The 25,419-nt window shown below is 40.9% G+C and carries 19 protein-coding genes and 2 pseudogenes; 14 read left to right on the top strand and 7 right to left on the bottom strand.

The window, feature by feature from the left end; all coding sequences use genetic code 11:
- Nucleotides 1-90 precede the first annotated feature (90 nt).
- A pseudogene (locus CDG77_RS37905) lies at nucleotides 91-265 on the bottom strand (IS5/IS1182 family transposase); the annotation flags it as partial.
- A gap of 275 nt (nucleotides 266-540) precedes the next feature.
- Between CDG77_RS37905 and CDG77_RS24990 the strand changes: the two are divergent.
- The 3 genes and pseudogenes from CDG77_RS24990 (at nucleotide 541) to CDG77_RS37895 (ending at nucleotide 1,729) form a co-directional block, all read left to right on the top strand.
- Nucleotides 541-861 carry a hypothetical protein gene (locus CDG77_RS24990; protein ID WP_094332036.1) on the top strand — a complete coding sequence of 107 codons (321 nt, stop codon included), beginning with the start codon at nucleotides 541-543 and terminating at the stop codon, nucleotides 859-861.
- Between the two features lie 486 nt (nucleotides 862-1,347).
- Nucleotides 1,348-1,587 (top strand): annotated as a pseudogene (locus CDG77_RS39180) (DUF3011 domain-containing protein); the annotation flags it as partial.
- 1 nt (nucleotide 1,588) lies between these two features.
- Nucleotides 1,589-1,729 (top strand): hypothetical protein, encoded by a 141-nt coding sequence (locus tag CDG77_RS37895; protein WP_223269966.1) that lies wholly within the window; start codon nucleotides 1,589-1,591, stop codon nucleotides 1,727-1,729.
- 157 nt (nucleotides 1,730-1,886) lie between these two features.
- Here the strand turns inward: CDG77_RS37895 and CDG77_RS24980 are convergent, their stop codons facing one another.
- Together CDG77_RS24980 and chrA are read right to left on the bottom strand one after the other, a co-directional pair.
- Nucleotides 1,887-3,104 carry a glutathione S-transferase family protein gene (locus CDG77_RS24980; RefSeq protein ID WP_094332034.1) on the bottom strand — a complete coding sequence of 406 codons (1,218 nt, stop codon included), beginning with the start codon at nucleotides 3,102-3,104 and terminating at the stop codon, nucleotides 1,887-1,889.
- A gap of 449 nt (nucleotides 3,105-3,553) precedes the next feature.
- Complete coding sequence (chrA, locus tag CDG77_RS24975; RefSeq protein ID WP_094332033.1) at nucleotides 3,554-4,774, bottom strand: chromate efflux transporter; 1,221 nt, start codon at nucleotides 4,772-4,774, stop codon at nucleotides 3,554-3,556.
- A 238-nt stretch (nucleotides 4,775-5,012) separates the two neighbouring features.
- On the opposite strand from chrA, the gene CDG77_RS24970 reads away from it, so the two are divergent.
- Both CDG77_RS24970 and CDG77_RS24965 read left to right on the top strand, forming a co-directional pair.
- Complete coding sequence (locus tag CDG77_RS24970; RefSeq protein ID WP_094332032.1) at nucleotides 5,013-5,750, top strand: hypothetical protein; 738 nt, start codon at nucleotides 5,013-5,015, stop codon at nucleotides 5,748-5,750.
- A gap of 145 nt (nucleotides 5,751-5,895) precedes the next feature.
- Nucleotides 5,896-7,008, top strand: a complete 1,113-nt coding sequence (locus CDG77_RS24965; RefSeq protein WP_094332031.1) for an LLM class flavin-dependent oxidoreductase — start codon at nucleotides 5,896-5,898, stop codon at nucleotides 7,006-7,008.
- Here the strand turns inward: CDG77_RS24965 and CDG77_RS24960 are convergent.
- On the bottom strand, nucleotides 6,977-8,341 hold the full coding sequence (locus CDG77_RS24960; protein ID WP_094332030.1) for an amidase: 1,365 nt from the start codon (nucleotides 8,339-8,341) through the stop codon (nucleotides 6,977-6,979). The two genes, CDG77_RS24965 and CDG77_RS24960, sit on opposite strands and share 32 nt — an antisense overlap.
- A gap of 123 nt (nucleotides 8,342-8,464) precedes the next feature.
- On the opposite strand from CDG77_RS24960, the gene CDG77_RS24955 reads away from it, so the two are divergent.
- On the top strand, nucleotides 8,465-10,243 hold the full coding sequence (locus CDG77_RS24955; protein ID WP_094332029.1) for an asparagine synthetase B family protein: 1,779 nt from the start codon (nucleotides 8,465-8,467) through the stop codon (nucleotides 10,241-10,243).
- A 932-nt stretch (nucleotides 10,244-11,175) separates the two neighbouring features.
- Complete coding sequence (locus CDG77_RS24950) at nucleotides 11,176-12,966, top strand: DVUA0089 family protein (RefSeq protein ID WP_094332028.1); 1,791 nt, start codon at nucleotides 11,176-11,178, stop codon at nucleotides 12,964-12,966.
- A gap of 78 nt (nucleotides 12,967-13,044) precedes the next feature.
- Here the strand turns inward: CDG77_RS24950 and CDG77_RS24945 are convergent, their stop codons facing one another.
- Nucleotides 13,045-14,076: a VOC family protein gene (locus CDG77_RS24945; protein ID WP_094332027.1), complete on the bottom strand. Its 1,032-nt coding sequence runs from the start codon at nucleotides 14,074-14,076 to the stop codon at nucleotides 13,045-13,047.
- Nucleotides 14,077-14,423: 347 nt separating this feature from the next.
- Here CDG77_RS24945 and CDG77_RS24940 point away from each other — a divergent pair, with 347 nt between their 5' ends.
- From CDG77_RS24940 to CDG77_RS24915, 6 genes are all read left to right on the top strand, one after another.
- Nucleotides 14,424-15,047: a DUF3859 domain-containing protein gene (locus CDG77_RS24940; RefSeq protein ID WP_094332026.1), complete on the top strand. Its 624-nt coding sequence runs from the start codon at nucleotides 14,424-14,426 to the stop codon at nucleotides 15,045-15,047.
- Nucleotides 15,048-15,052: 5 nt separating this feature from the next.
- Nucleotides 15,053-16,831, top strand: a complete 1,779-nt coding sequence (locus tag CDG77_RS24935; protein WP_094332025.1) for an asparagine synthetase B family protein — start codon at nucleotides 15,053-15,055, stop codon at nucleotides 16,829-16,831.
- The gene (locus CDG77_RS24930) at nucleotides 16,819-18,096 is read left to right on the top strand and encodes a diaminopimelate decarboxylase family protein (protein ID WP_223269965.1); all 1,278 of its coding nucleotides are present in this window, start codon (nucleotides 16,819-16,821) and stop codon (nucleotides 18,094-18,096) included. The genes CDG77_RS24935 and CDG77_RS24930 overlap by 13 nt, the downstream gene beginning before the upstream one ends.
- A 29-nt stretch (nucleotides 18,097-18,125) precedes the next feature.
- Nucleotides 18,126-19,385: a hypothetical protein gene (locus tag CDG77_RS24925; RefSeq protein ID WP_094332024.1), complete on the top strand. Its 1,260-nt coding sequence runs from the start codon at nucleotides 18,126-18,128 to the stop codon at nucleotides 19,383-19,385.
- Nucleotides 19,386-19,847: 462 nt separating this feature from the next.
- Complete coding sequence (locus CDG77_RS24920; RefSeq protein ID WP_094332023.1) at nucleotides 19,848-21,203, top strand: cytochrome P450; 1,356 nt, start codon at nucleotides 19,848-19,850, stop codon at nucleotides 21,201-21,203.
- A 101-nt stretch (nucleotides 21,204-21,304) separates the two neighbouring features.
- The gene (locus CDG77_RS24915; protein ID WP_094332022.1) at nucleotides 21,305-23,068 is read left to right on the top strand and encodes a lipoxygenase family protein; all 1,764 of its coding nucleotides are present in this window, start codon (nucleotides 21,305-21,307) and stop codon (nucleotides 23,066-23,068) included.
- A 242-nt stretch (nucleotides 23,069-23,310) separates the two neighbouring features.
- Here CDG77_RS24915 and CDG77_RS24910 read toward each other — a convergent pair whose 3' ends face one another.
- On the bottom strand, nucleotides 23,311-23,919 hold the full coding sequence (locus CDG77_RS24910; protein ID WP_094332021.1) for an rRNA large subunit pseudouridine synthase E: 609 nt from the start codon (nucleotides 23,917-23,919) through the stop codon (nucleotides 23,311-23,313).
- On the bottom strand, nucleotides 23,849-24,178 hold the full coding sequence (locus CDG77_RS24905; protein ID WP_223269964.1) for a methyltransferase domain-containing protein: 330 nt from the start codon (nucleotides 24,176-24,178) through the stop codon (nucleotides 23,849-23,851). Before CDG77_RS24905 ends, CDG77_RS24910 begins: the two co-directional genes overlap by 71 nt.
- 118 nt (nucleotides 24,179-24,296) lie before the next feature.
- Here CDG77_RS24905 and hisC point away from each other — a divergent pair, with 118 nt between their 5' ends.
- Entirely contained in the window at nucleotides 24,297-25,346 is a 1,050-nt protein-coding gene (gene hisC / locus CDG77_RS24900; RefSeq protein ID WP_094332020.1) for a histidinol-phosphate transaminase, read from the top strand.
- Nucleotides 25,347-25,419 lie beyond the last annotated feature (73 nt).

Raw genomic sequence — 25,419 nt, 5'->3', positions numbered from 1 at the left:
CGCGTCATCGGTTTCAATAGTGTTTATTCTTTTCCAGCAGTTCTGATTCCAGTTTATCTAATTGATGACACGCCCTAATGCTTCTAGCTTTTCCTTATCCTTACTCAAACGCCGAAATCGATTGAGCCACTCGCATGTCCGTTCTACAATCCATCGTTTTGGCGATCGCTCAAATGTTTTTGAGTGCCTTTGAATCACCTCAGCACGAACCTGTTCTCCACAAAGAAAGCTTGACGGCTTGAGCAGATTTTTCTCCCGAATAGCCCAAAATCCCTATTAGGGATTAAAACTGAACTCTCAAACCCAGGTGAGGTTGTTGCAGCAATTATAATACCGACTACTGCGTAAGACGGACTGAGGGTATCATCCATCTCAGGTAAGATTTTGACCGTTAACCAATTTCAAAAATCAAATATAAATCCTGATATTAGGGACAAAAGTAACCACTTAAACATGACTTTTTTCACAGGCGTGTGCTTAATGGCTTCGATTAGATTGAGTACATACAAATCAAGTAATACAAAGTATATTACAAGATATATGAACCGCTTGAAATCCATTCTACTTGGAAGCTTATTAGCAGTTGCTTCAATTACTGCTATTTCTCAAAATGCTAATGCTGCTGAATTTAAATCCGATCGCGATCGTTTTAATCATGATACTGTAGCTTTTAATAACAGCAAAGTCCAACACGAACGTCAAGTCCGCGAACAACGCGCTCGTGAATTGCGCGAACGTCAAGCTCGCGAACAACGCGCTCGTGAATTACGCGAACGTCAAGCCCGTCAATTGCATGAACGTCAAGCCCGCGAACAACGCGCTCGTGAATTACGCGAACGTCAAGCTCGTTTTCATCACTAAGCTGTAAATTTCCCCTTATATAACCTTTAAGGAGAGTGCCAATACTCTCCTTTTTTGGTATAAATTTACTCAAATCAATACCATTATTATCCTTACAATAAATCTCTTAAATATCTTCAGATATAGTTTTCTATCGGCTCGAATATTTTACAAAGTTAAATTAAAACTTAGAGCATATTTATAAAGTAAATATGAAGTATGGTGTGCTACGTCTGTATAGGTTTTGAGGGTTTGATAAAGTCTAATTCAGCCGTAACGCAACATATTTCAGGTGCGTTACGCGCTGCTTTAATGCACCCTAAAATTTAAGGTTTACTTTATAAATGGCCTCTTAAATAATGATTATCTGCTTGATAGAGAATGTTATACCTAGTACTGTTGATAGTGCAAAGAATCTTTGCATTTAATCCGCTATAAAAACATCCTATAAAACAGTTCGCTACAATTACTATAGTATTTGATTGTTGAAGAGTTCTAACATTTATTATGGTAATACGTTTCCCCATAGTTGCTGCCACCTTTATGGTTGCCAGCGTTAGTCTAGCTACACTTTTGGGCGTTGCCGCTCCCGCTTCAGCCCAGGAGATAATCACTTGTTCAAGCAATAATAATCAGAGGAATACTTGTTCAATACCTAGTAGAGGCAGAGTCAGGCTTGTTAGACAATTGTCTAATGCCACTTGTAGAGGAAATTGGGGGTATAGGAATAATCGTGTTTGGGTGAGAAATGGTTGCCGGGCTGAGTTTTCAGTTGGCGATCGCAGAAATGGCAGGTATGACAGAAATGATAGAAACGATCGGTATGACAGAAATGATAGATAGGAAATTGGGCATTTGGGGTCATCGTACCGAGCAAAACAAGTGGTAGCTAAAATTGTTTAGACTACCACCAGGCCAAATAGGATCTTGGCGTTGCTGAATCACGGGATGATTTTGTTTAATGCGGAATAGTTTTTCGATGCTTCCAGCTGCCAATTCATCTCGCAAATATGCAACGCCAAAATCTTAACCGTCACGAGCGATCGCTAATAAAGAGATGCCAACACCTTATCTGCTGCTGCCCGGAATGCAGTTGCAGCGCCAGCGCTCATATCTCGTGGCGCACATATACGATTTCTCACGTATGCGAGTGTAATGGCTCCAATCGCAGCTACAGTCGGATCGGCGTTGTCTTTGCCACCCACGCGCCCCCACGGTAATGCTGCACCATTGCCATTAATGAGATAGTCAGCCAGCAATCTGAGGTGAAAATCAACTGCTTCTTTCACGGCTGTTGTGTCGCCATTAACCGCCAATGCTTGAACCCCGGAGTTTTTTAGGATGTCTCCTAAAGCAACTTCTCGGTTATCAGTCAATCTCTCGGCCGCTTCTGCCCGAAATTGGATTTCTTGGCTAGTTGCTGGATCTGGGGGTAAAGGATTACCGATTGGTGTCACACCCCATCGGCGACGCAGAAGTAAATTATTGGTGGTATCATCCGATTTGACGCGGTGATAGGCGGGACGCTGTTTCAGTGCTTCAAACCAAGCATTGATGAGAGGATAGCGGGGATTTCCCTTGAGGTGATATCCTCGATAAACAGGTAAGTTAGCCGCCAATCTGTCTAGATGGGGGCTATAGGTAATATCTACCACGCTAAATGTGGATAAAAAGTAGGGGCCAGAATACTTTCCGAGAAGTTGCTCAAGTTCGTCTAATTTAGCTTCAAAAGCTACCTGTAAGCTGGCTAATTCATGAGGATCTTCAGGGGCTTGTCGGAGGAATTTGTAAGCGATATCTCTGACACCATTGGTTTCAGCATCTTCAAGCCACTGCCTAGCAATGGCGTTTTCTTGTGGATCTTCAGGAAGCAAAGTTGGCCCAAATCGTTCTTCTAATGCTAACAGAATCTCTTTGGATTCATAGATTAACTTGCCCTCAATTTTGGCAGCCGGGACAAGGGTTGTAGGAACTAAATCAGTATACCATTTAGGCTTGTTAGTTAAGTCGATAAACTCGGTCGCAAAGGGGATTTCCTTTTCTTCGAGAGCAAACCAAACCCGTTCGCAAAATGGACACCAAGAGTTAGTATCGCGGTAGAGCAATACTGGTGGTTCGGTATTTGGCGGCAGTTTATGAAGACTGCTAGGAATGGGAGCAGTAGAAGGGGATTGGCCTGGTCTACGCACCCGTCGAGCAGGGGTATTTTTTTGGGCAATTTCTAACAGATGTTCCCAATTAGATACTGTGTCTTGAATTGACATATTTCACCTTAACAAATTTATGACTCTTGAATAATTGAGATGGTGGGATGGAAATATATAGATAAACATTGGCAGGAAAAATTCATCCGTCAATATTTAGAACTTCAATCTAAAATATGCACAGATATGCATAAAGATGTCTGCTAAAATGCAAATTAGCAAACTTTTTCTAGATAGCAGTCCTGAAGTTAGAAACTGGTATGTCTATTACCATGCTTGTAACTTTTAAACAGATTAAAACTTAATTATTCAACTCACGCCATTAACTACGGTAAATATACGGTCTTACCGGAGTTAATGGAGATTATCACATGAAAATAGTTTGAAAGCAAGATTTAATATTGGCTTGTTGAAGAAGCTCCAGCGAAGGGCATAAGACTGTTGGCGGATCAATCCAACTGAATTCTGACTCCTGACTCCTCAATTCTGTTTTGATAAAATATGCAATTTCAACGAGTGTAGCCCAAGAGGGAAGCGCCCCATCCAATAAAAGCGCTACCAAAGACTAGCCATGCAGCATTGATGCGGAAGTGAATGGCTAAAATCGCAGAGACGATCGCGATCGCCAAGGCGAGAAAATCTACAAATGGGGCTTGTGGTAATGTTAAAGTGGCTGCCCCAAGTTGCAGGGTGGTAACAACCATTAGCGCTACAGCACTAACATTCACCGCATCCAAAAATGCTCTAGTCCAAGAAGAGGCCCGTAAGCGGGGAATTAAGGGATTCAGGGCAGCAACGAAAACAAAAGAAGGTAGAAAAATTCCGATTGTGGCAACAATTGCGCCAGGTATACCAGCAATGATATAACCTATAAATGTAGCAGTAGAAAGTACTGGCCCAGGAGTAAATTGACCAATTGCGATCGCATCTAATAACTGTTGTTGTGTCAGCCAGCCGTATTCTTCAACTAATCCCCCTTGGATAAAAGCCACCAAAAGGTAGCCACCACCAAACAAGACACTACCGACTTTGAGAAAAAACCAACCCAACTGCCATAAAGAAACGTTGGTTACAGTAGATGCGGTAGCTACCGATGCCGCAACAACCGTTGATGCCTTTAAAGTCGCACCTGTGCTGAGACTAGCAATCAGAAAGTTAGCTTTGTCTCCTGATTTGTCGTTTTTATTACGAGAATGTAACCAAACCATACCTAGGAATCCCCCAATTAATAGGGCAATTACTTCATTTAATTTGAATAATAATGTCATTAACCCCACAGCTAAAGCGATCGCTAGTAATTGGCGAGTTTTCACAGACTTTTTTGCCAAACCCCAGAGGGCATTGATAATGATTGCTAAAACAGCCGATTTAATGCCATAGAGTAAGGGAGCAACTTGAGGTAGAGTACCGTAGGTAACATAAACCCAAGCAAACCCACCAGTAATTAAAACCGCAGGTAAGACAAAACAGACACCTGACACAATCAGTCCCAACCATCCTGCATAGATGTATCCTATATGAATAGCTATTTCTGTAGAATTTGGCCCAGGAATTAGGTTAGTTGCGCCCAGCAAATCCAGAAAATGCTCCCTTGTCAACCACTGACGACGCTTAACCACTTCATCTTCAATCATGGCGATATGGGCAACCGGGCCCCCAAAACCGATAACGCCCAGTTTAAAAAACAGTTTGGCGAGTTCGCCCAAACGACTTGGTGCTGAGTTAGTCATCTTTGCTAGGTAATATTTTTCATCAACTTCTAGACTATTAGCTCAAGTTATCACTAACTTTTTTAATATTGCTCACAAAATACACTGTTTAGATAGTCTTAACGTAGTATGTTGGCAATTCCGTTCAAAATTTAGGATTTTCCTTAATCAAAATTCTGTAAAGTTAGCCCATATCATTTGCCTATATGAGATAATTTCCTATTAATTATTTTTTTCCCATAAAGGAAATTAGCTCAATATGCGTATGCAGCAAGTATCAAGCCATAATATAGAGTTACCAATTCATCTTTATGCTAAAACAATTGCTCGGTGTTTAATTGTCGCAGTTATCTGCCTCACCTTAGCAGGCGTTCTAAGTACCTATTTCTTGCTTACAGAGTTTTCGTTCCCAGCTAGCAAATGGTTTTACAACCTATTTAGCTTAGATGAAGAATTGAATATTCCTGCCTGGTATTCTGCATTCTCTCTATTATTTTGTTCGGGATTACTTAAAACAATTACCGCTATTAAGAAGGAAGACCGCTATTTCTCTCAGTGGAAAATATTATATTTTATATTTTTATATTTGAGTTTTGATGAAGCATTTAGTTTCCACGAGATTTTGATAATTCCGTCAGTGCGAGAATGGCTTCATCTCAATCCTATATTTTACCAAACCTGGGTTATACCGGGTGCTATTTTATTGGTATTTTTTGCATTTAAATATCTAAAATTTTGGCTCCATCTCCCTCACAAGACTCGGTATTTATTTCTGATTGCCGCAGTTGTTTATGTGAGTGGAACTTTAGGTATGGAAATGGTAGGTGGACTTTTGAGAGAAGATTTTGGGCGACTTAGCCTAATAACCTTAATTGGCATAGTTGTTGAAGAATTTTTAGAAATGGCTGGAATTGTGATTTTTATTTATGCGCTGCTAGCTTACCTTAGCAGTTTGAGAACAAACCTTCAACTGAAAATCTATATTTCTGAAAATTAATTTGAACAATTCGTAGTTCTTAATAACGCTGCCAACGATTCATTATTATCTTTAATTGCAACACAAATTCCGTTCATTAACTTGCATTTTAAGTTTTGTTTTGCTCTATAGTGCATAATTGAATCGCAATTTAAAATTTGTCTGAATGTTTGCAAAAGAGAAACTTGAATTTAATTGGTGCGCTCCGGTATCTGGTGATGGATTCTATTTAGGTTTACCAGGTTGGGAACGTCCTCCCAGTCTTGAGTATACCGTTGAGATTTTTAAAACAGCAGAAAAATTTGGGTTTCGGCAGGTTCTAATTGGTATGGGTTTCAACCACCATATTATGGAGGCTTGGACTTTAGCAACAGCAGTTTTAGCCCTGACTATGAATGCTGGAGCGATGGTAGCTGTACGTCCAGGATTCTATTCGGCCCCAATATTGGCAAAGATGGCTGTTACCTTAGATTACATTAGTAAAGGTCGCCTTTCGCTTAATATTGTTACAGGTGGACGACCAATGGAACAGGCAATGTATGGTGATTATTTAGATCGTGATAGCCGCTATCGTCGCACTCGTGAATTTATGCAAATTTGTCGGCAGTTATGGTCAACCACTAATCCCTTTGACTATGAAGGAGAATTTTATCGACTCCATCAAACTCGGTTAGAAACTTTACCTCTGCAACCGTCTGGGCCGCTATTTTATTTCGGTGGTGCAAGCGAAATAGCTCAACAAGTGGGTGCAGAATTTGCAGATATTTATCTAATGTGGGGAGAAGCACAACAACAAATTGCTGACCGAATCAATCAGATGCAGGAATTAGTTAGTAATTGCGGACGCATAAAAGATGTGCGTTATGGATTGAGGATTAATATTATTGCTCGAACAACTGAAATCGAAGCCAGAGAAACAGCAAAAGAAATGCTGGCAAAAGTTTCTCCAAAAGCATTCGATAAAGCACGAGCTACTGAATTTCCTAATACCAAGCGGGAAAGTGTTGGTCAAAGCCGACAGTGGGAATTACGGGGAAATGCTGATGAAGATTGGTATGTTGAACCACTGCTTTGGGCTGGTATTTCGGTGGTGCGGAGTGGTGCGGGAATGGCTATTGTTGGTAGCTATCAACAAGTTGCAGAGCGTCTTTTAGAATACATAAATTTAGGAATCACAGTTTTTATTTTGTCTGGGTATCCCCATTTAGAAGAGTGCGAAAATGTGGGGCGAAATGTTTTACCGTTAGTTAGAGAAGGCTATCTTCAGAGAAAGTACTAGCAAGTTGGAAGGCAAAGGCAACTCTCAAAATTAAAGCTTCAGTATAAGAATTACCAACAAGTTGCAATCCTATAGGTAAACCCTGACAGTTTCGCCCACAAGGTAACGATATTGCAGGTAAGCCGAGAAAACTGAAAGGTAACATAAATCGGCGATTTAATTGATAAATTTTAGTGTCTGTGTTAAGAAGAGGTGCAACCATTGGTGTTGTGGGTGTTAGCAAAATATCCACTTGCTGAAACAGTTTTTGCCGTTGCAGAAAACATTCTTCCCATTTCTGCTTTGCCTTTTTGTAACTTTGATGAGAAATTTTGACTCCTTTAGATAAGTCACTTTGTACTTTTGCTCCAAATATATTGGGGTTTGTAGCATATTCTGCTTGCAAAATTTGATGAAATTCATAAAGAGCAATAGTAGAATAAGTCACCTCGTCAAATTCCTCTTCTAAGAATGGAGAATTTATGGTGATAATTTCCGCCCCTAGTTGTTTCAATATGGATATGGCGTTATAAATTTCCTTAGCAACTTCTGGTTCAATTCCCCGAAATGTATAGTTACTAATTATGCCCAACTTTAAACCGTTGATGTTATTTGATAAAGGATACAGTTGTTTTAAATTTGTGGAGATAGGGAAGAGTGCAGCATCAAGTAAAATGGCAATATCTTCTACACAATTTGTCAAAAACCCAACTGTATCAAAACTAGGAGCGCGGGGAAAAATCCCTTCATTGCTAAGTAGTCCGTGAGTTGGGCGCAATCCCACCACACCTGACCAACTGGCGGGAACTCGAATTGAACCACCAGTATCTGTACCAATTCCAGCTAAACAAAGATGAGCCGCAATGGCGCTTGCACTTCCGCTAGAAGAACCTCCTGATGAGTGGTTGTGGTTCCAGACGTTGCAAGTATTTCCATAAAAAAGATTGTTTCCAGAAAGGTCAGCCGCAAATTCGCTTAAATTTGTCTTACCTAAAATTACCGCACCTGCTGCCTTTAGCTTTTGGACAATTACACTATCAGATAATGGTATGCGATCGCAAAAAAGTTGTGAACCAACTGTAGTGTTTACTCCTACTGTATCAATATTATCTTTGACAGCAATAGGGATTCCGTGTAGCAATCCACATTCTTGACCGTTACTTCGCTCAGAATCCTTTTGTATAGCAGTTCCTAGGGCTTGTTGCTCGAAAACGGTAATAAAAGCCTTGAGTGTAGGATTGAACTTTTGGATACCTTCGAGATAATGCTTGACTAATATTCTGGAAGTTAGCAAGCCACTTTGCATTTGCTGACTTGCTTGTGCGATCGTTTTAGGGATAGAATCTGCTTGCATCTTGGAGAAAGGTAAGCTGTTCCAAATTGAATTGCATAATTAGCCTTCTTGAAGATAGATTTGTGTGTGGTCTATTTATTTTAAAACTGCCTAAAATTACTAATTATGCGTTGAAAATTTCCCATGCTATTTGATGCGTTTAAAAATCGTAAATCTCCTAAAATCGAATTCACCAAAACTGACCCAACCTGGCGCGTAGCTTGGGGAAAAGTTGATAAAAGTTATGAAAATATCGCTTGGCGAGATGAAAATTTTTCTGTAATTCTACCCCGTACAGCTTCTGGATTTCTGACGGAAAAATTAGCCATCAGTTCTGGAGGACGATTTGTTGTTGTTGGTGATATTTGGTTAACTAACCGAGTGCAGTTACTACAAAAGTTAGGCATTGAACCGGATAGCTTTAAAGAAACTTCTTTGCAAATAGTTGCTAATCTTTGGGAACGATGGGGGTTTGAATGTCTTCGCCAACTTGTGGGGATGTTTGCGCTAGTGATTTGGGATCGAGAAAAACAGGTATTGAAGTTAGTTCGCGATCGCATCGGTGTTCGTACCCTCTACTACACTACCACTGGTTCGGTTCGTTGGATTGCGCCTCAACTGAGAACTTTATCACCCCATCGTTCCTCCGATTTAGATTTGGTGGCGTTGCGAGATTATCTTTGTTGTGCCTTTGTTCCTGGCGAACGAACGCTTTGGGAACAGGTGCGGGAACTGCGACCTGGAACCGTTTTAGAATTTCCCGACCACAAAGTTGAAGCGTATTGGCAGCTTCAAGAACAGATTATAGCAGTAGATCAACCTTTAGCATGGCATGGCGATCGCTTGCGAGAACTCCTAGAGCAAGTTGTTCAAGAATATTTACCACCAGCCGATGAACCCGTCGGCGTTTTTCTTTCTGGCGGTTTGGACTCTAGCAGTATCACTGCTTTAGTAGCGAAATTCCACAAAGCACCAGTTCACACCTTCTCGATTCATTTCGGTTCTGAATGTCCCAATGAGTTAGAATTTTCTAGTCTCGTTGCATCCCATTGCCAGACGCAGCACCACATTTTAGAAATTACTTTTAAGGATATGTGGTCACGTCTGCCAGAAACAATGGCCTATTTAGATGACCCCATTGGCGACCCACTAACTGTTCCCAACCTTTTGCTGGGGCGATTAGCGAGAGAAAGCGTAGAAGTAATTTTAAATGGTGAAGGTGGCGACCCCTGTTTTGGCGGGCCAAAAAATCAGCCAATGCTAATTAATAGTTTATATGGTTCTGTCACCAATCAAGATGCATTGCAAGCTTATTTAATTTCCTTCCAAAAGTGCGCTGTAGACTTACCGCAACTTTTAAAACCAGAAGTTTGGACAGCAGTACAAACAGCACCTTGGGTTTTTGAAGAAGATTTATCTTCCCAAGCCAGCTATCTGAATCGTTTGATGGCAATGAACATCAAATATAAAGGCGCTGACCAAATTCTGACCAAAGTCAGTAACTTGACTCAAGCAGCCCTTTTACAAGGTCGTTCTCCTCTATTTGACCAACGAGTAGTAGATTTAAGTATGGAAATCCCTCCAGAGTATAAGCTTTCGGGAGTGGAAGAAAAAGCTGTCTTAAAGCAAGCGATTACCTACGGTAAGTCTCCGACGAACGCAGATATTTTACCAGATGCGATTATTCATCGTCCCAAAAGCGGCATGATGGTGCCCGTGCAGTTAGGATTTCGGAAATATTGGCAGCAAGAAGCCAGAGATTTATTGCTCAATGGTGATGCGGCTATTACTCCTTACTTGAACCAGTTACCAATTCGCAATTGGTTAAACTATCAAGGAGATACTTGGAGTCGTTATGGGGTGAAGCTGTGGTTGCTTCTCAGTTTAGAAATTTGGTTACAGGTAAATCGAAAAGCGGAGTAGTCTGTCAACTTATAGCGCTTTCTAATCACATGAGATACTTCATAGCCCCCTCCTCGCTTGCGGCGAGGGGGTTGGGGGTGGGGTTCTTGTACCTCACTCAACTGAGAACCGCTATAGTTTGATGGGTAAAGGAACGAACCACAAAGGACGCGAAGCACACAAAGGAAGAGAAAAACAAAAGAAATTTAAAAATTGATTCATCCCTCAAATTTTTATTGACACGTAAAAGGGATTGGGAATTGCGATTGGGTAAGAGCGCTTAAAGGAATTATATAAAATTTATGTAAAGCTTCAGTTTTATTAAGCGCCAAGTTCTCTGGACTAATATATAAATTTAACTTATCTATTATAAAACTTACTTCTTTAATACAAAAGTATTTTCTTTTCTTAAAGATAATATTTATTTACGAATAAACCTGATTTAACGACCAGTACCACCTTAAGCGGAAAAGTATCGCAACATTTACGAAAAAATCAGTAGCTTTGAAACAATATTTAATTACTTCTTACAAAGATAATTCAATGTATTACAAATCGCATTTATTAAGATTTTAAAGATTTGATAAATAAGCTAATGTAACCTTTGATTCATGGTAATTAAATAATTACAGCTGGGTTCAAAACCAATTACATTGACAAAATATTTGACCTAATTACATATCATTTGATTAATCTATTAAGGTATTTTCATTAAATAAATTATCTAATTTTGTTAAGTAGGTATCTCGTTCGCCCGTAACCAAAGCCGGACTTTTCTACCCAGCCCACAATAAATAGTTGGATATTTTTTATTTGAAAATTCCTAGCCCAATTAATAATTAAGGGTTGGGAAATAGGATTATACAAATGATAAGTAATCTACATTGAACTGATAAATAGTTCTTTGACTAAGGCTGAACTGACCTATTAGTTAGAAATTCAAGAGAAATAACATGGCATTTATTTTTGGTAGTACAAATCCTGACAATATCTCTGGGACTTCGGGAAATGATACAATAGTAGGTTGGGCTATTGGTGGTAATGCCAATAGTACATCCGGTAATGACTCCTTGAATGGTGCAGCTGGTAATGATTCTATCGCTGGTGGGACAGGGAACGATAGTCTAATCGGTGGAGATGGCAATGACACACTTGATGGAGGCATCGGAAACGACACCTTCAAAGGCGGTCAGGGTAACGACAGTATTAATGGTGGAGATGGCATAGATATTGCAGACTACAGTCAAGTAAGTCAAACTATTACCTTGTCAGGTGTTGGAACCATTCAAAAAGCTGGCGGGTTGGGGCAAGATACGCTCTTTAAAGTAGAAAAGATTATTGCTAATGCTAATGTTGCTAACAACACTATAGATGCATCCCAATCTTTGGCTGGAGTATCTATTACTGTTAATCTGCAAACCCAAAGTTTGTCTGCCAATAACGTTCCTGGTTTGGGAACATTGCCATTTACTGTAGTCAACTTTGATAATGTCAAAGGCACAAATGCAAATGACATCATTATTGGTGACGACCAAAATAACCAATTGTTTGGTAATAATGGCAACGATAGTCTAAACGGTGGAAATGGCAATGATACAATTGATGGAGGTACAGGTGCTGACACTTTGAATGGGGCAGCAGGCAACGATACTTACATCATTGATGGTGCTGTTGATACCATTATTGAGGCTGCTAATTCCGGCACAGATATCGTCCGGTCTTCTATCGCCTACACACTTGCGACCAATGTGGAGAACCTGACGGTGACAGGAACTGGTGCCATCAGTGGGACAGGTAATACTCTTAACAACTTTATCTTTGGTAATAGTAGTAACAACACTTTAAATGGCTTAGGAGGCGATGACACCCTAGATGGTAGTCTTGGCAATGATACCCTCAATGGTGGTGACGGCAACGATCGCCTACAGGGTGGGCCAGGCAATGACAAACTCAATGGGGATGCTGGAAACGACGTTCTCATCGGTGTTTTCCCTAATAGTCTGCTTCCACCTGGGTTAGGAGAAACTGATACCCTTACAGGTGGGGCTGGGGCAGATAGATTTATCTTAGGGGATCTTATAAATATTTACTACGACGATAATAATACTGTGAATCCTGGTTTGGCGGACTACGCTACTATTACTGACTTCGACTCTAGCCAAGATTTAATTCGACTCAAAGGAGCACCACAAGACTACAGCCTGCAAGTTGTTGGAACCAATACACGAATATTCGTAGACAAACCGGGAACAGAGCCGGATGAGCTTATAGGTATTCTACAGGGGAAAACCAATCTCAGACTTGATAGTGATGACTTCCTTTTCAATGAGCAAGAAAATGCTGGAGAAGGGACAAATAATACACTGGGTAGCGCTGAAGGGTTACGTTCCTTATCATCAGGCTCAAACATTAATCTTGAAGCCCAGTTAGCAACAGTTCAACCAGGGAATAGTGCTGATTTTGACTTTTTTAGATTTACCCTAGCAAATTCAGGAACTGTCAATATTAGGACAGTGACATCAGGAGATACGGTTCTCGGACTGTTTGACAATGCTGGGAATTTAGTGACTAGTGACGATGATAGTGGCGGTGGCAATTCGTCATTAATCAGCAGCTTTTTGGGTGCAGGTACGTACTCAATTTCAGTGAGTGACTATCCTGCCTTCCCTCAAAATGGCGGAATTTTCTCTGCTAGCCCCAGCTTCGATCCTACTTTTTATACGCTACAAGTCAGTTTTGCTTAAGAAAATTTTGAATTTCAGAAAGTACTGACATCAGTTTATTGCTAACCAGGGGGACACGGCGACGTGTCCCCTATGTCGTTAATTACCTTCTAGCAAAGTCCAGAAATAGCCATCTGGTGCAATAAAGGAGAAACTCGTCTCGCCAAATTCATTACTAATCATGTCTGTAACTTTTTGTACAGTACTTGCTTTGATGCGATCGCAATACTCTTGTATTCCCTTAACCCGATAGGTATATAAAGACATACCCAAGCTACCTGGTTGGGCAGCCTCAAAGCGCGATTCTAAATTAAGAGATTCTGGGAATCGAACAATATAAAGTCTACCACTGCGTGCAGCCATCAGGTCAGACTTAGAAGAACGGGGATCGTCAAAAGTAGTAACAATAAACTTTTCACCAGGGTTAAGGTCAAAAATATCTCGACCGGCTGGCGAAGATTCATAGCTAGTTTCGACATCATCACGCACACGCAGCAAACCTAAAACTTCTTCATAAAACTTCAGGGTTTCTTTGCTGTCATCTTGAACGATGATTCCTATATGGGTAAACTGACTAGTCTTGAGAGCCGCATTCTGGTTAACTTGTCCGTAATGGGGCAGTGTATAGCCAAACCGTTGAAATAAAACCTGTCTAGCTAAAGGTTGCAGTAGCAGCATTTCTCGTACACCAACTGCTGGCTCAATAAAAGGACGGCTTTTCTTTTCTTTGTTGTAGATGACTTCCCAATAAGGGTTACTATGTCTAATCGGAAAACCTGCGGCTTTGGCATCTTCTATATGATTTAAGATACTTAACACATCTGTCGTTAAGCTTGTCGCCCAACGATTTCCTTTAATTTTCATCGACGCTGTTCCTAAACCTGGATGGGTCGGATTTTGCCAAACCATCAGCCGAATCAAACCATGATCTGAATTTTGGTGGTAGAGACGGATTGAGCGTAAAGACGAATTTACTCCATATAATTGATAAGCTACATCTGCGGTTAATTCACCCACTTCACCAATGCGATAGCCAAATTGCTCCCAATACTGAATTGCAGAAATTGGTTCCGGGATGCCAATACAGACTTCATAGATACCTTCAATTGCGGTTTGTTGTTCTTGAGTCATAGCAATTTGGGATTTTAGATTTTAGATTGGGTCAAAATAAATAAAGCTTTCGGAAAGATATCTCAGAAATAATCTGAAAAGCAACAACTTTATTTTGTAGCTTATGATGTATAGGACTCATATTTGATTTTTGAAATATACGTAGGGTGTGTTATGCCGTAGGCTTAACGCACCACCCTTTATGTTTTGGTGCGTTACGGAAGCCGTAACACACCCTACACATACTTAGATTTTTTCAGAAATTAAATACTAGTCCTATATCTACAAAAGTTAGATGTCTAATGTAGAGTTATTCTGATTGCACGTAATCAGCGATCGCTATAAAGTTTTTTAACAGGAGTTAAGCTATGACGCAGCGACTGACTCAAGAGCAATTATCACAAATAGTCACTGAAGTAGAAGGTCTACAAGTGCGTCGAGAAGCGGAACTAGACCAACAGCAGGTTAGAGAAATTTTACAGGAGTTGAATTTACCGCCAGAGTTACTAGATGAAGCCCTGATTCAGTTAAATCGCCGCCAAGCACTGGAGGTACAACAACGCCGGAATCGATGGATTGCCTCTGGAGTGGTGGCATTATTAATCATACTGAGTGCATCTACAATATTTTTCATCCGGCAACAAAATTCTGCACTCTCTCGTGTTTCTGCTCAACAAGACCGCATCACCTTGGTACAAAATACTGGCGGTGACTTGAAGACAATTTCCCGCCAAACCAACCCAGAAGTTTTTTACCGTGTCACCTTAAAGGATGCACCCTTGGGTAAAAAGCTAGCTCTTTCCTGTAATTGGATTGACCCAAGCGGTCAAATTGTCAAGCAAAACAAATATCAAACCCGCGAAATTAATACGTCTGTCTGGGATACTCAGTGTCGCTACCCGATTAATCCGGCTGCAACTGTTGGCAATTGGCAGGTGCAGATGTTCCTGGAAGGTCGGCAGATTAGCGATGAAACCTTTGAAGTGAAATAGTCCAGATGGGCAACATCCCGCATCACTTTCTAGGCTATTGGGGTTACGGCGCTCAACATGAATTGGAAGCGCTGTTAAGTAGTATTCTAAAAAATCTCTCCCCGACAAAAGGAGAGGGCGTGAAAAGTCAGTTCTCTGCACAGAGAAATTATCCTCTTCCTATCTGGAATGTTGCTTATATAGGAATTGATGGAAATTCCCCACCGCTAGAAAATCAAATTGCTGCTATTTCCGCATCAGGATTATTCACTTCACCCGACGCTTGGGTAAGTCTCCAAGAAAATAACTGCCTAATTTTGGGTAGAGAACCTTTCGGAAAGATGCCTTTGTATTGGACTCAGCAAGGACAAGCAATCTGGTTTGCATCCCAACTGCAACTACTCTTACCGATATTACAACAGTCAGAAGTTAGCATTGCTGGATTATCCGGCTACAGCTGCTTTTCTTACGTTCCCACACCTTTAACCCCTGTTAAGGAAGTGTTTGCCGTGACGGCGGGAACTGAATTAGTTTGGCAGAGCGATCGCCAATCAGGTATTTTGCGATCGCCTGAATCTAAAAATATCCACTCATGGCGGGAAGCCCCAAAACAGTTAACAGATGAAGCTACAGCAATTACCGAATTGCAAACCCTCCTTAAAGATTCCATTGAACGACAGATTGCCGATTTAAAGGATGAGCCTGTTGGGGTGTTTCTCTCTGGCGGACTCGATTCTTCAGTGGTGGCGGCGCTGTTGGTACAAGCAGGAGTGAAAGTCCGCGCCTACACTCTAGATTTTGGTGACGTAGGCATTCCAGAATATCCTTATGCTGAACAAGTCGCCCAGTTTCTCAAAATTCCGCTTATTAAAGTTGCAGTAACCCCAAATTCCATCAAAAATGCCCTAATTCCGACTGTGCAAGCATTAGATTTGCCCTTTGGAGATGGCGTGTGTGTTCCGTTGTATCTTCTATCTGAAAGGGCGAGTCAGGAAACTCAGGTAATTTTTAACGGCGAAGGTGGAGATCAATTATTTGCCGGTTGGACAAACAAACCTTTAATTGCCGCAGGTGTTTATCAGTCAGAAAATCCCGCCGGACAGGAAACTTTTATCCAGCAATATCTCCGCACTTTTCATCGTCTTGGAGGATACGAATCTCAAGTTTATCAGCCAGAAGTCTATGCACAGATCCAAAATTTGCCTCCCGAAGATTGGCTATTGGCGGCTCTTGATTACAATGAGTGTCCATCTTTGCTGCATCGCTTGCGCCGCGCTGGTTTGATGCTCAAAGGGGCGCAGAATATCCATCCCCGTGCGACTGCATTGGGGTTTACTCATGGATTATGGGTGCGATCGCCTTTTTGTGATTTACCTCTAGCAGAATGGACATTTAGCCTATCTGGAGAACTCTGTTTGCAGGGAGCTTGTGAAAAATATATCCTCAAACGCGCCGGAGAAAATTGGCTCCCGCCCGAAATTGTTTGGCGACAAAAGCGGGGGATGGGGGTTCCCTTAACTTCTTGGTGTTTAAATGATTTTTGGCATCAGCTAGGCATCTGGCTCAATCCAGAAATACTTCGCGCTAACAATCACTTTTATCCTCACATTGCAGCCCAAATCGTTAATGGCAAACTCGGAGCAGGTATTCAAGGGCGGCGGATTGGTGAGACTCTCTGGTTACTTATTATGTGGCAACTTTGGCGATCGCATGTTTTAAATGAAGAACGAAGTAAACAGTCCTGGGATCATCCTTTTTGGTTGCCTCGTCGGCTATGGAGGAGTTATAAGCGATGGCAAGATTAGATAAAAAAGAGTTAGGAGAGACGCGATTAATCGCGTCTGTACAAAAGGTAGGAGTTGAGAGCGAGCAATTAATCTTCTCATGTATCCCATTTGCTGAGGAACTTGCCAAGGAGTTGCTGAGTACTTATGGTTCTCCGCTTTATGTTTATAATGGCGATCGCTTACGCGAAACTATTGAGCGCATTACTAAGGCTGTCAGCTATCCTTACACGCAATTTCGGTTTGCCAGCGTTACCAATGGTAATATTGCGCTGTTAAAAATTTTTCGCTCATTTGGGTGGGGACTTCACGCTAATACCCCAGGAGATATTTATTTGGGATTGCAAGCTGGTTTCGATCCTAGTGAGATTGTTTATAGTGGCAGTAATTTAAATCGGGCTGAGATGCTACAAGTCTTAAATTGGGGAATTACAACTCTCAATCTCGATAGTCTGGCTCAATTGCAGTTGTGCTGCGAAGTTTTGCCCAAAGGCAGAGAGAAATATATTCGGCTGGGTTTACGCCTGAATTTACCAGAAATTACCGGAGATAGCCGCATTGGTGTACGTCCTGAAGAATTTGCTGATGCGATCGCTTTAACTGCTGAGGTTGGATTGAAGCTGAGTGGTTTACACTTCTATCGAGGAACCGGAACTAACGCCACAGCCGCTTTCACCCAAGTAATTGATACGCTAATCGCCACAGCCCAACTGTTACCCGATTGGGAATATTTAGATTTTGGTGGTGGTTTTGGTTATCCGTATCACCACAACAAAACAGCATTTGATTGGGAAATCTTTGGGGGTGAGTTAACCGAGAGAATTAGGCGTTTAGGGCGGAAAATTGATTTGGTAATTGAACCGGGACGAAGTGCGATCGCCGGATGTGCAACTTTGCTTGCTCAAGTTGTTTCTGTGAAATGGCAAGGAGAAAAACAGATTGTTGGAGTTGATACCACCGTTGCTAATCTTTCAGTACCCTCAGTACACGGCGGCTACCGAGAAATTATCACTTGGAAACAAGCAGACAATCCATTCACAACTGATATTTGTGGTAACACCACATATTCACGAGATTATCTGGGGAAAAATTGCCAACTCCCAGTTTTAGAAATTGGTGATATCGTTGCCATTTTAGATGTCGGTGCTTATGGTTATGCCATGTCGTCTCACTTTTTGCATCGCCCCAAACCTGCGGAAGTTTTGCTAGAAAATGGCACACATCGCTTGATTCGTCAACGGGAAGACTATAGTGTTTTGCTAACAAATCAGATACTTGATAACTAACAATTAATAACTAACATCAAAAAACCATTATGAAGTGTATTAACTGTGGAACTGACAATAAACTAAAAGACCGGACAGCTAATCAAGGTCGGTGTCTAAAATGCAATCATACCTTTGCCTTTGAACCAACCAATATGAGTAATATTAAGATTACCGATCCTTTTTTTGCAAAGGCGATCGCTGATATTACTGCAAATAATACCTTGTTTTTTACACCAAAGCAACTACTTTATTTTTTAGATAATCGTCTCAGATCAAAATCTTTTCCCAAATTTAGCTGGTTATTTTTATATGTATTTCTGAATTTCTTTACATTTTTTTTAATCATTGGCCCGCTCGTCGTAAATATTGTGTTTATTTTGATATTTTTAAAACGAACTAATTCAGTTAAACTCAACAATAAAGTTCGCAAACAAAATGCTAGAAATTTACAAGTTATCGGAGGGATTATCCTTGTTATAGGAATTTCCCTAAGTCTCGCTTCAAACTCATTCAGCTTCTTTACCATTGTTGTTATTTTGGGGATGCTGCCTATATATTTAGGAACCCGACAGTTAGGAAGAATTGGATTTTTAACACAAGAATTTTTATTTCCTGAATCTCAGCTTAAAGATTTGCTAGATCGTTGGCAGCAAATAAATGGTTCAATTCTCAAAATTCTTCCTGCTCCAAACCAGGAAAATACACCAGCGACAGTTAATCCCGATGTAACTGCTTACAGTTTTGATAGATTAGTCGTTTGTGATAGTGCTGCCATTGCTCAATTATTAATTGCTAATAATTTCCACTTTGAAAATAACTGTGCAATTCTCAGCATTACTGGATATCCTCAAAGCATTTTTGACACCACAATGCAAATGCTGCGCCGTAATCCCGATTTGAAAGTATATGCAGTGCATGATTGCAATCCACGAGGTATTGGTTTAGTTCATCGTCTTAGAACCAATGCTAGTTGGTTTCTCAATAGCGAGATTGCGATTATTGATATCGGATTAACGCCACGTCAAATTATCGCTACTAAACGTGGAATGTTCATTCAATGTTCTCCTGAATCGGCGCAAGCAGCTAAAGAATTACCTGAAGAAATTCGTCAAAGTTTATCTACTGAAGAATTAGCATGGTTAGAATCTGGAAAGTTTGTAGAATTGGAATCTTTTACTCCCCAAAGACTAATTAAAGTTGTACAAAAGGGTATTGCTGGCAGTCGAGATATAGAAACTGATGACAGTAACTTGCTTTTAGTAGGGGATAGAGGTAGCGATATGTATGTTGTTCAAAGTTTTGGTTAATATAGCCACGCATCCCAAGTGGGCAAAATGCTCCTCAGATTGGAAAGCCGCTAGGTAACAATAGAAAGTTAAGTTCCTCTTAGAGAGCATTAGTCTTGGAACTCACCATTCGCGTAATCAAGAATGAATTTGATGAAATAGGGGATATCTGAAGAAGCACGCTTTCTCAAAACAGGTGATTGCCTTTGCCACTACGCTCCGCACAATCGCCAACCCTTGTCACAACTACTTATATATTTGATGTAGCATAAAAAACAAAAGTTACTCGATAATAAATTATTTGGTACTAGTAGCACCGTTCCAATGTGGTGGAAGCATTCTTATTAATTTTAGGTAAGATTTTCTGGAATTCGCTTCTTGGCATTTGTAGCTTTGTACAAATAGTAAGTAGGAAATATAAAGATTTATAACTAATTTACTTGCTAGGAATAGTGCTTTTTACAAACCTACTAGATACCAACTATGACAGAGCAAAATAAGAGTTTTCTAGAACAATTAAAAGAAGCTGTGGATAACAATCCCAACCCAATTGCATCTGCTCAAGCACAAATGCAGCTAATTGGTAAATGGATCGCAATTTCCCCAGTAGAGTTTTTCAATGAACTTCGTGAAAAATCTCCGATTTTGAAAGCACCTGCCTTTACCCTAGTAACATCTTATGAAGATATTCAAGACGTATTGACCCTCAATGAAATCTTCACTACCGATTTACTGAAACAAAATATGTTGAAGTTCATCGGCAATACAGTGGTGGAACTACCACCTTCACCAGAGTACGAACAGCGTAAATCAATTCTCCGTCTAGCTTTCCCTATGGCGGATATCTCTCGGTATCATCAAATTTTGCTTGAAGAAGCGGCAACTCTGCTGCAAAATGTCAAAGAAGATACCCCCTTTGATCTAGTTGACTATGCTAAAAAACTCCCGGCTACAGCAATATCAAGGTATCTAGGTTTGCAAGGATTACCCATAGACAAATTAGTTCAGTGGCTACATGACATCAATGAGGGCGCAGTCAGAAATCTGAGCAACTCTCCCGAACTCAACGCACATGCGACAGCTGCCAGTGATGAATTGAAACCAAAAATCAGAGAAATTCTTAAAGCCACTCGCGCAAAATTACCGGGCGGCAATCCTGTACCTAAGCCAAGTTTTTGGGAACATCTATTTGGACTAGTTAAAACTCAACCAGAGATGCACCCTCCATCAAATCCTAACGTGTTAGAGCGTTATTTGCTGATGCAGTCTGTGCCAACGACTTACACCACCGATGAGGACATCGTTAGTAGTCTATTGTTTATGATGTCAGCCTGTGTTGATTTGACATCTATTGCCATCACTAATGTAATAGTAGAATTAATGAAACGTCCTGAGATTTTTCAAGAAGCGATCGCAGCATCACAGCAAGATCGGGATGATGCTATTGCCGGATATGTTTGGGAATCTTTACGCTTTAGACAACCTTCACCGGGCGTGATTAACACCTGTCTACAAGACTATACTCTGGGTAAGGGAACTGACTATGAGCAAACCATCAAAGCCGGAACTCAAGTTTTAGCTTGCAGTATAGCCGCTATGCACGATCCCAGTGTCATTGATGCACCACAAGAATTTAAAGTCGGACGACCCCCTCATTTAGCTTATACCTTTTTTGAAGCTGGATTACACACCTGTCACGGTAAATACTTCTCGATGGTACAGATTCCCCTAGCAGTAAAACAAGTCTTGCGGTTAGGTACTCTCGAAAATGTCGATCCTCTACCTATTGTGCAGGGTTATCCCAATAAACCTTTTCATCTCAAGGTTACTCGTTCCTAACCTTAAGGATGAATTTAAAATTCATAAAACCCTTATGACTAATTTCTGGGTCTTTAATCTTAGTGTAATAATTTCGTTCTATTAGTTTAAGGATAGTAATCATGGCTATTACCTTGTCTGGGAAAGATTCAGCTACCGAATATGAATGGAAACTAAACCCTGCCTATGTACCACCACACATCAAAAATTTACCAGAGAAACAGGGATTTTCTCTTGCTAAGATTCTCAGATTTCAATGGATAGTTGTTAAAGGAATCTTAGGTGTTGCTCTGGTGGAATTTTTCCTCTTTTTGAAGCTGGTTCGAGAAGGAAAAATTAAATTTCAAAGAACGGCAGACTTAGGTTTGGCTGAAGGTCTGAAATTATTGAACAAATGGAATAAAATCGAAGACCTAGATGATTTTTTCCAGCCTTGGACAAGCTTTGAGAAACCCAAGGTAGCCAATAACTGGACTACAGATGCTGAATTTGGCAGAGAACGCATCTATGGGATCAATCCAGCTTTTATTCGTAAGTGTAAAGCGGAAGATTTACGCAGCGATGGAAATTTTCCTGTGACAGATGCAATCATCAGTGGTTTACTACCCCAGGGAAGCAGTCTAGCGACGGAATTGGCAAACAATCGTTTATATATAATGGATTACAAAATCCTCGCTGACATTATTACCAATGAACTTGAAGATCAACTAGGTAAATATCCACTTGCCCCCCTATGTTTACTCCACGTTAATCAAAAAGACCAATTAATGCCTTTGGCCATTCGTCTTCAGCAAGGAAACAGTTTTCATGACCTGAACAAAAACCCTATCTTCACTCATCAATCTTCACCAGAAAATTGGTTGACTGCCAAAATGGCCGTATCGAGTGCCGATATTGCCTATCAAGGGATAGTCTCACACTTAATGGATACCCATTTAATCATTGAAACCTTTGCGGTTGCTTCCTATCGGCAACTCTCACCTCAGCATATTGTCTTGCAGATACTCCAATCACATTTCTTTAATACCTTTGCTATTAATGAAATGGCGCGAGGTATTTTCTTAGGTCATGAGGGCTTTTTTGATGTTACAGGCGCTTTAGGATTTACGGGTTCTAATGAGTTGCTGAGACGGGCATACACAGGTACTGGCAAAAACTATCAAGGTGAACCACATATATTCTATCGTCGAGCCTTACCTATCGCCTTAGCTGCTCGTGATGTCGCTGACTTGCCAAATTATTATTATCGGGATGATGCCATTACCATTTGGGATGCGATTGAAACTTATGTTACCGACATTCTGCGGTTATATTACAAGTCCAAAGAAGATTTGGTGAATGATGCTGAGTTGCAAGCATGGAAAAATGAACTCGTCAGCCCCGAATTCGGCAGAATTCAAGGTTTACTTTCCCCAGAAAAATCCGCTCAAATTACTGGCTCTCTCACGGAATTAAACGATCTCATTGCCATCATTACCAACGTGATTTTTACAGCGACCGCACAACATTCGGCTGTAAATTTTAGCCAGTATGAGTATGCTTCCTGGGTGCCAAATATGCCTTTTGCTATTTATCAACCTTTTAATGATTTGTTAGAGAATCAACAGTCAACAGTAAATTTAGTTGACAGATTGCCTAACAGATTACAATCGTTTAAACAAATTGTGTTAGTCAAGGCTTTGAGTATGCCCGTACCATTTAGCAGTGAATCCTTGTTAACTATGGCTAATCCTTTTAAAGATGAAGCTGCCAGAAAAGTTTTTCAAGATTTTCAAAAGGTGCGATTAAGAAAGATTGAAGAACAGATAATCCAACGTAATGCTTCTCTTGAATATCCTTATGTTCGTCTTTTACCATCTCAAATCGCACAGAGTATTGCTATCTAGTAGTCTGTCAACAACTAATTGATAGATAAAATCTTATACCAATTATTTATGAAGCTGCATAGAATTCGATCCCCCCTAGCCCACGCCAGTCGCTCATGGGGGAAACCCCCAAGACCGCGCTGACTCCCCTTATTAAGGGTGGAACGGGAAAAATATCTATCAAAGTCCCCCAATTTATCGGGGGATTTAGGGGGAGCGAGATATTTGCAACTTCACATTAAATTGGTATTAGTCAAATCCTATTACGCGAACGGTGAGTTGGAAGGAAAACTTTTTGATTTACTAAAATTATGTAGAAATTGCAGTTCAGATGTCGTGAGGTCGCGCCATTCACCCAATTGTAGGTCATCTAATTGTAGGTGGGCTATGCTAACCCTGACTAGCCGCAAAGTCGGAAACCCTACAGCCGCAGTCATGCGCCGTACTTGGCGGTTTTTTCCCTCTGTCAAAGTCATTTCTAGCCAAGCTGTGGGTACATTTTTGCGAAATCTAATCGGCGGGTTACGTTCAGGTAAATGTGGCTCTGTTGGCAAGAGCCTCACTTCTGCTGGTTGAGTGCGGTAATCTTGAATTTCTACACCTGTTTGCAACCTTTGTATCGCATCTGTATCTGGAATTCGCTCTACCTGTACCCAGTAAGTACGTTTATGACCAAAACGCGGATGGGCGAGGCGATGTTGCAATTGCCCATCGTTCGTTAACAGCAGCAACCCTTCACTATCCCAGTCTAAGCGTCCCACAGGATACACATCAGGTACATCAATATAATCTTTTAGAGTGCTATGTGTGGGAGCATCTTTCGTAAACTGGCTGAGAACGCCATAAGGTTTGTAAAAAATAATATATCTCATTTTTTCCTTGCTCAAATCGCAGTCCGTTACCTTCATACTGACGAGCCTTTTGCAGCATTTTCTCAGAAGCATCTATCCCTAAAGTCTCCTGTGCTGTTAGGGTGTCGTGCAGATATTTCGTTAATTTTTCGGTTCCACATCCTAAATCGAGAACTCGTAAGTTTTTTTGCCGATGTATCATATCTACCAAGTCGTAGAACGGACGACTTCTTTCGGACTCAAATCGTTCGTATAGTTCTGGATTCCATTTATCTGGCATCTGTTGATAATTCCTCATTCGTAATTTAGAAAGTCGTATTTTTTGATGTAAACGACAAAAAACGATATTGTCAGAAATTGTAAGTTCAAATTTGCTTAAGATACACACCCAATGCCCTATGACTAAATACTTTCGCTCCAACGTTGATGCAATGGCTAGCTACATTCCCGGTGAGCAGCCTCAACGCGGTACACAGATCGTCAAACTTAACAGCAATGAGAACCCCTATCCCCCTTCCCCTGCGGCACTAGCTGTGCTAAAGAATATCGATGGCGAGTGGTTGCGACGATATCCAGAACCTTTTGGTGGGGAATTCCGGCAAGCTGCAAGTAAAGTTTTAGGAGTTCCTAGTGATTGGATCGTTGTCGGAAATGGTAGTGACGAATTGTTGAGTCTGATCGTTCGAGCCTGTGTAGAACCTGGGAAGAAGGTAGTTTATCCGATGCCAACTTATGTCCTATATCGCACATTGGCAGAAATGCAAGCTGCGGAAATTGTTGAGATTCCCTACAGCGAGGACTACAGTTTACCTTTGGAAGAACTGGTTGCTGTCGATGGTTCTGTGACATTCATTGCATCGCCTAATAGTCCATCGGGCCATCTGGTAACAACAAATGAACTACGAAAATTAGCCAGCCAGTTATCTGGAGTTTTAGTGATTGATGAAGCATACATAGATTTTACCGAAGAAAATGCATTGGCTTTGGTAAAGGAATACGAAAATGTCATCATAATTCGCACTCTATCTAAGGGCTACTCGTTGGCTGGATTGCGCCTGGGGTTTGGGGTGGCAAATCCCAAACTGTTGCAGGGATTGTTTAAGGTGAAGGATAGCTATAACATTGATGCGATCGCTTGTGCAATTGGTACAGCTGCTATTACCGATCAAGTTTATAAAAATGCTTGTGTGGCAAAGATTAAAGCATCACGGAACCAGTTGGCAACAGACTTAAAACAATTAGGTTTTCATGTTTGGGATTCCCAAACTAACTTTTTGCTGGTACAGCCTCCACAAAAAAAAGCGGAATATCTCTATCAAAAACTGAAGGAAGGGGGAATTTTAATCCGTTACTTCAAGCAGCCTGGACTAGATGATAAATTACGGATCGCTGTTGGTACTGATGAACAAAATCAGGCTTTAGTGAAAGCACTAAGTTCTTTATTTTGATACTCCCCACCGCGTAGGCGGATGGGGATTCTTAAGCAATCCAGAAACGGATTCTCAAAGGTGCTATCAATGC

The organism is Nostoc sp. 'Peltigera membranacea cyanobiont' 213 (assembly GCF_002245975.1).
In the GTDB taxonomy this organism is placed as follows: domain Bacteria; phylum Cyanobacteriota; class Cyanobacteriia; order Cyanobacteriales; family Nostocaceae; genus Nostoc.
The sequence above is the reverse complement of the archived record's forward strand: the minus strand, read 5'-3'. Positions and strand labels throughout refer to the sequence as shown.

Excerpts from the sequence above, each read along its gene's own strand:
- CDG77_RS37895 (WP_223269966.1), top strand. The coding sequence starts at position 1,589 with ATGGTTGCCGGGCTGAGTTTTCAGTTGGCGATCGCAGAAATGGCAGGT.
- CDG77_RS24920 (WP_094332023.1), top strand. The coding sequence starts at position 19,848 with ATGACAGAGCAAAATAAGAGTTTTCTAGAACAATTAAAAGAAGCTGTG.
- CDG77_RS24910 (WP_094332021.1), bottom strand. The coding sequence starts at position 23,919 with ATGAGATATATTATTTTTTACAAACCTTATGGCGTTCTCAGCCAGTTT.
- CDG77_RS24990 (WP_094332036.1), top strand. The coding sequence starts at position 541 with ATGAACCGCTTGAAATCCATTCTACTTGGAAGCTTATTAGCAGTTGCT.
- CDG77_RS24940 (WP_094332026.1), top strand. The coding sequence starts at position 14,424 with ATGACGCAGCGACTGACTCAAGAGCAATTATCACAAATAGTCACTGAA.
- CDG77_RS24925 (WP_094332024.1), top strand. The coding sequence starts at position 18,126 with ATGAAGTGTATTAACTGTGGAACTGACAATAAACTAAAAGACCGGACA.
- CDG77_RS24970 (WP_094332032.1), top strand. The coding sequence starts at position 5,013 with ATGCGTATGCAGCAAGTATCAAGCCATAATATAGAGTTACCAATTCAT.
- CDG77_RS24915 (WP_094332022.1), top strand. The coding sequence starts at position 21,305 with ATGGCTATTACCTTGTCTGGGAAAGATTCAGCTACCGAATATGAATGG.
- CDG77_RS24950 (WP_094332028.1), top strand. The coding sequence starts at position 11,176 with ATGGCATTTATTTTTGGTAGTACAAATCCTGACAATATCTCTGGGACT.
- CDG77_RS24965 (WP_094332031.1), top strand. The coding sequence starts at position 5,896 with ATGTTTGCAAAAGAGAAACTTGAATTTAATTGGTGCGCTCCGGTATCT.
- hisC (WP_094332020.1), top strand. The coding sequence starts at position 24,297 with ATGACTAAATACTTTCGCTCCAACGTTGATGCAATGGCTAGCTACATT.
- CDG77_RS24935 (WP_094332025.1), top strand. The coding sequence starts at position 15,053 with ATGGGCAACATCCCGCATCACTTTCTAGGCTATTGGGGTTACGGCGCT.
- chrA (WP_094332033.1), bottom strand. The coding sequence starts at position 4,774 with ATGACTAACTCAGCACCAAGTCGTTTGGGCGAACTCGCCAAACTGTTT.
- CDG77_RS24930 (WP_223269965.1), top strand. The coding sequence starts at position 16,819 with ATGGCAAGATTAGATAAAAAAGAGTTAGGAGAGACGCGATTAATCGCG.
- CDG77_RS24955 (WP_094332029.1), top strand. The coding sequence starts at position 8,465 with ATGCTATTTGATGCGTTTAAAAATCGTAAATCTCCTAAAATCGAATTC.
- CDG77_RS24945 (WP_094332027.1), bottom strand. The coding sequence starts at position 14,076 with ATGACTCAAGAACAACAAACCGCAATTGAAGGTATCTATGAAGTCTGT.
- CDG77_RS24960 (WP_094332030.1), bottom strand. The coding sequence starts at position 8,341 with ATGCAAGCAGATTCTATCCCTAAAACGATCGCACAAGCAAGTCAGCAA.
- CDG77_RS24905 (WP_223269964.1), bottom strand. The coding sequence starts at position 24,178 with ATGCCAGATAAATGGAATCCAGAACTATACGAACGATTTGAGTCCGAA.
- CDG77_RS24980 (WP_094332034.1), bottom strand. The coding sequence starts at position 3,104 with ATGTCAATTCAAGACACAGTATCTAATTGGGAACATCTGTTAGAAATT.